The 5,320-nt window shown below is 53.2% G+C and carries 2 tRNA genes and 3 rRNA genes; all 5 read right to left on the bottom strand.

Annotated elements, in window-relative coordinates:
• Window positions 1-37: 37 nt before the first annotated feature.
• Window positions 38-149 (bottom strand): 5S ribosomal RNA (gene rrf, locus AB9K32_RS00140).
• 186 nt (window positions 150-335) lie between these two features.
• Window positions 336-3,154: ribosomal RNA gene (locus tag AB9K32_RS00135) — 23S ribosomal RNA — on the bottom strand.
• A 176-nt stretch (window positions 3,155-3,330) separates the two neighbouring features.
• A tRNA-Ala gene (locus tag AB9K32_RS00130) sits at window positions 3,331-3,407 on the bottom strand.
• 101 nt (window positions 3,408-3,508) lie between these two features.
• Window positions 3,509-3,582, bottom strand: a tRNA-Ile gene (locus tag AB9K32_RS00125).
• A gap of 104 nt (window positions 3,583-3,686) precedes the next feature.
• Window positions 3,687-5,212: ribosomal RNA gene (locus AB9K32_RS00120) — 16S ribosomal RNA — on the bottom strand.
• The 16S, 23S and 5S rRNA genes sit together here with 2 tRNA genes alongside, the layout of an rRNA operon.
• Window positions 5,213-5,320 lie beyond the last annotated feature (108 nt).

The following is a 5,320-nucleotide window of genomic DNA, read 5'->3' as shown; positions in this document are numbered from 1 at the left end:
AAACAAAAAAGCCCTTCACTTACGTAAAGGGCTTCAAGGAAGGCGGCGACCTACTCTCCCACCTGGTGTGGCAGTACCATCGGCGCAAACGGGCTTAACTTCCCTGTTCGGAATGGAAAGGGGTGGGCCCCGTCGCCATGGCCACCTAGATTTTATCCTGAACTTTTACACTGAGCGAAGTCGAAGTGTGTTTCAGGACCTCCTTGTCCAAAGGTCATAAGGCGCAAGAAGGGAATTTCATCAAATTGATATGACATATGTTGGGACGGACCTTGCGGTCGTCAAAAAAGAGTCAACGAAGTATGTTCTTACATAAGGAACCACCAAGAGGGCGGTTGCGCAAGCTTACGGGCAATTAGTACCGCTCGGCTGCATGCATCGCTGCACTTCCACCTACGGCCTATCGACGTGGTCATCTCCCACGGCCCTTTAAAGAGATCTCATCTTGTGGCGGGTTTCGCGCTTATATGCTTTCAGCGCTTATCCCATCCCGACTTAGCTACCCGGCGATGCCCCTGGCGGGACAACCGGCGCACCAGCGGTCGGTCCAACCCGGTCCTCTCGTACTAGGGTCAGATCCACTCAAATCTCTAACGCCCGCAGTAGATAGAGACCGAACTGTCTCACGACGTTCTGAACCCAGCTCGCGTGCCACTTTAATGGGCGAACAGCCCAACCCTTGGGACCTTCTCCAGCCCCAGGATGTGACGAGCCGACATCGAGGTGCCAAACCCCCCCGTCGATGTGAGCTCTTGGGGGAGATCAGCCTGTTATCCCCGGCGTACCTTTTATCCTTTGAGCGATGGCCCTTCCATGCGGAACCACCGGATCACTATGCTCTAGTTTCCTACCTGTTCGACCTGTATGTCTCACAGTCAAGCGCCCTTGTGCCATTGCACTCTGCACACGATTGCCAACCGTATTGAGGGCACCTTTAGAAGCCTCCGTTACTCTTTTGGAGGCGACCACCCCAGTCAAACTACCCACCACGCACTGTCCCCCGTTAGGGGTTAGGCCCCGATCAAACAAAGGCTGGTATTTCAACAACGGCTCCTCCACGCCTGGCGACGCAGATTCAAAGCCTCCCAGCTATCCTACACATTGTTTGACCAAGGTCAATACGAAGCTATAGTAAAGGTGCACGGGGTCTTTTCGTCCCACTGCGGGTAACCGGCATCTTCACCGATACTACAATTTCACCGAGATCATGGTTGAGACAGTGCCCAGATCGTTGCACCATTCGTGCAGGTCGGAACTTACCCGACAAGGAATTTCGCTACCTTAGGACCGTTATAGTTACGGCCGCCGTTTACCGGGGCTTCAGTTCAATGCTTCACCACAAGTGGCTGACATCTCCCTTTAACCTTCCGGCACCGGGCAGGTGTCAGGCCCTATACGTCATCTTTCGATTTGGCAGAGCCCTGTGTTTTTGATAAACAGTCGCCTGGGCCTATTCACTGCGGCTCCCCCGGAGGGGAGCGACGCTTCTCCCGAAGTTACGCGTCCATTTTGCCTAGTTCCTTAACCATGAATCTCTCGAGCGCCTTAGAATTCTCATCCCGACCACCTGTGTCGGTTTACGGTACGGGCCGCATATCTCGCTTTTCTTGGAGGCAACGCCGCTGGATTATCGACGCGGCCGTGGCCTTGTCGTACTATCGCTTGCGCTTCAACGTGCTATTCCGTCAGCACGCACCAACTAAGTTGCCCCGTCACTTTTAGTGATATGCGGGTAGCGGAATATTAACCGCTTGTCCATCCACTGCCCCTTCCGGGTTCGTGTTAGGTCCCGACTGACCCCCGGCTGATTAGCATGGCCGGGGAAACCTTGGTCTTTCGGCGTGCGGGTTTCTCGCCCGCATTATCGTTACTTATGCCTACATTTTCGTTTCTGTACGCTCCAGCACACCTCACAGTGCACCTTCAGCGCCGAACAGAATGCTCCCCTACCCATCTTTCGATGCCATAGCTTCGGTAATGTGCTTATGCCCGATCATTATCCATGCGGGACCGCTCGACCAGTGAGCTGTTACGCACTCTTTAAATGAATGGCTGCTTCCAAGCCAACATCCTGGCTGTCTATGCAGTCCCACCGCGTTTTGTCAACTTAGCACATATTTGGGGACCTTAGCTGATGGTCCGGGTTCTTTCCCTCTCGGACATGGACCTTAGCACCCATGCCCTCACTGCCCTGAAACATTATATAGCATTCGGAGTTTGTCAGGAATTGGTAGGCGGTGAAGCCCCCGCATCCAATCAGTAGCTCTACCTCTATATAACTATCAGAACGCTGCACCTAAATGCATTTCGGGGAGTACGAGCTATTTCCGAGCTTGATTGGCCTTTCACCCCTACCCACAGGTCATCCCAAGACTTTTCAACGTCAACGGGTTCGGTCCTCCACTATGTGTTACCACAGCTTCAACCTGCCCATGGGTAGATCGCACGGTTTCGCGTCTACTACTACCGACTAAAGCGCCCTGTTCAGACTCGCTTTCGCTACGGCTGCGCACCTGAAGTGCTTAACCTTGCCGGTAAAAGTAACTCGTAGGCTCATTATGCAAAAGGCACGCCGTCACCAATAAATTGGCTCCGACCGCTTGTAGGCGTATGGTTTCAGGGTCTGTTTCACTCCGTTATTCACGGTTCTTTTCACCTTTCCCTCACGGTACTGGTTCACTATCGGTCTCTCAGGAGTATTTAGCCTTGGCGGATGGTCCCGCCGGATTCACACAGGGTTTCACGTGCCCCGCGCTACTCAGGATACCACTATCTTTAACGCTCCTTGCCCGTACGGGACTGTCACCCATATCGTGCAGCTTTCCAACTGCTTCCGGTTCGTCGCGCAAAGAACATTGTGGTCCTACAACCCCGTCATTGCCGGAACAACAACGGTTTGGGCCGATCCGATTTCGCTCGCCACTACTCTCGGAATCACTCTTGTTTTCTCTTCCTCCGCCTACTTAGATGTTTCAGTTCAGCGGGTTCGCCCACCTTACGGTGTGACTGGCCTTCAACCAGCCGGGTTGCCCCATTCGGACACCCACGGATCAATGCTCATGTGCAGCTCCCCGTGGATTTTCGCAGCTTATCACGTCCTTCTTCGCCTCTGAGAGCCTAGGCATCCCCCATACGCCCTTCTTTTGCTTGTCGCACCTGTACCCTAAAGTACAAATGCCCTCTCGTAATCCTTAATGTTCTATTCTACTTCGTGTTTCTTCTTTGACTTCGCACAGATCGATATAAATCAATCCTGCTCCGTCCCAATATGTCAATGAACTTGTGGCCGATCGCCACCGATGTCTAAAAATCAGCGGACGACCTTTGCCGTGGTGGAGAATATCGGAGTCGAACCGATGACCTCCTGCGTGCAAGGCAGGCGCTCTAGCCAGCTGAGCTAATCCCCCATTATCAGTTGTCAGTTAACAGTTATCAGTTAACAGTACTACATAACGGTAACCCAACATCTAGAATTTCCTAATCTCAGTACTCAATGAACTTATCATCGTAGTCTCAGGCAGACTCGAACTGCCGACCTCTACATTATCAGTGTAGCGCTCTAACCAGCTGAGCTATGAGACTGTCTTGGCCTATTGCCAGTATTTGTAACATATTATGAACGACAGCGCAATACTATAACAACCACCTCGTGCAGGACCCGATATTCCGGGCGTCTCTTTCTCTAGAAAGGAGGTGTTCCAGCCGCACCTTCCGGTACGGCTACCTTGTTACGACTTAGCCCTAGTTACCGATTTTGCCCTAGGCCGCTCCTCGCGGTGACGGACTTCAGGCACTCCCGGCTTCCATGGCTTGACGGGCGGTGTGTACAAGGCCCGGGAACGTATTCACCGGATCATGGCTGATATCCGATTACTAGCGATTCCAGCTTCACGGGGTCGAGTTGCAGACCCCGATCCGAACTGTGACCGGTTTTGTAGATCCGCGCCCCCTTGCGGGGTGGCTTCCCTCTGTACCGGCCATTGTAGCACGTGTGTAGCCCAGGACGTAAGGGCCGTGATGATTTGACGTCGTCCCCACCTTCCTCACGGTTTGCACCGGCAGTCCCGTTAGAGTCCCCATCTTGACATGCTGGCAACTAACGGTAGGGGTTGCGCTCGTTATAGGACTTAACCTGACACCTCACGGCACGAGCTGACGACAACCATGCAGCACCTTGCAGGCAGTCCGAAGAAAGGGGTATCTCTACCCCATGCAGCCTGCATTTAAGCCCTGGTAAGGTTCCTCGCGTATCATCGAATTAAACCACATGCTCCACCGCTTGTGCGGGCCCCCGTCAATTCCTTTGAGTTTCATTCTTGCGAACGTACTCCCCAGGTGGGATACTTATCACTTTCGCTTGGCCACGGAGACCGAAGTCCCCACAGCTAGTATCCATCGTTTACGGCGTGGACTACCGGGGTATCTAATCCCGTTCGCTACCCACGCTTTCGTCCATCAGCGTCAGTACATGGTTGGTCACCTGCCTTCGCGATCGGTGTTCTATGTGATATCTATGCATTTCACCGCTACACCACATGTTCCGGCAACCCCACCATGACTCAAGACCTGCAGTATCAAAGGCAATTTTATGGTTGAGCCACAAACTTTCACCCCTGACTTACAGGCCCGCCTACGGACCCTTTAAACCCAATGATTCCGGATAACGCTCGGACCCTCCGTATTACCGCGGCTGCTGGCACGGAGTTAGCCGGTCCTTATTCTTACGGTACCGTCAGACACCTACACGTAGGTGCGTTTCTTCCCGTATAAAAGCAGTTTACAACCCATAGGGCAGTCATCCTGCACGCGGCATGGCTGGATCAGGCTCCCGCCCATTGTCCAATATTCCTCACTGCTGCCTCCCGTAGGAGTCTGGTCCGTGTCTCAGTACCAGTGTGGGGGATCCCCCTCTCAGGGCCCCTAACCATCGCTGCCTTGGTGGGCCGTTACCCCGCCAACTAACTAATGGTACGCATGGCCATCCCTGTCCGATAAATCTTTAACCGAAACATCATGCGATGTAACGGTACCATGGGGCATTAATCCAAGTTTCCCTGGGCTATTCCCCTGACAGGGGCAGGTTCCATACGCGTTCCGCACCCGTGCGCCGGTCGCCGGCAAAAAAGCAAGCTTTTTCCCGCTGCCCCTCGACTTGCATGTGTTAGGCCTGCCGCTAGCGTTCATCCTGAGCCAGGATCAAACTCTTCATTGTATTTCCTTGAATGTCTGTCCGACACCCGAAAACACGAGTCCCCGCATCAAAATGGTTCTTTATAATTCTTACGCTGTCGTTACAATATGTATATGAACTTGTTTGTTT

It is taken from the genome of Allomuricauda sp. XS_ASV26, assembly GCF_041224615.1.
GTDB classification, from domain to species: Bacteria; Bacteroidota; Bacteroidia; order Flavobacteriales; family Flavobacteriaceae; genus Flagellimonas; species Flagellimonas alginolytica.
Note: the sequence above shows the minus strand (reverse complement) of the source record. Positions and strands in the feature narration are given on the sequence as shown.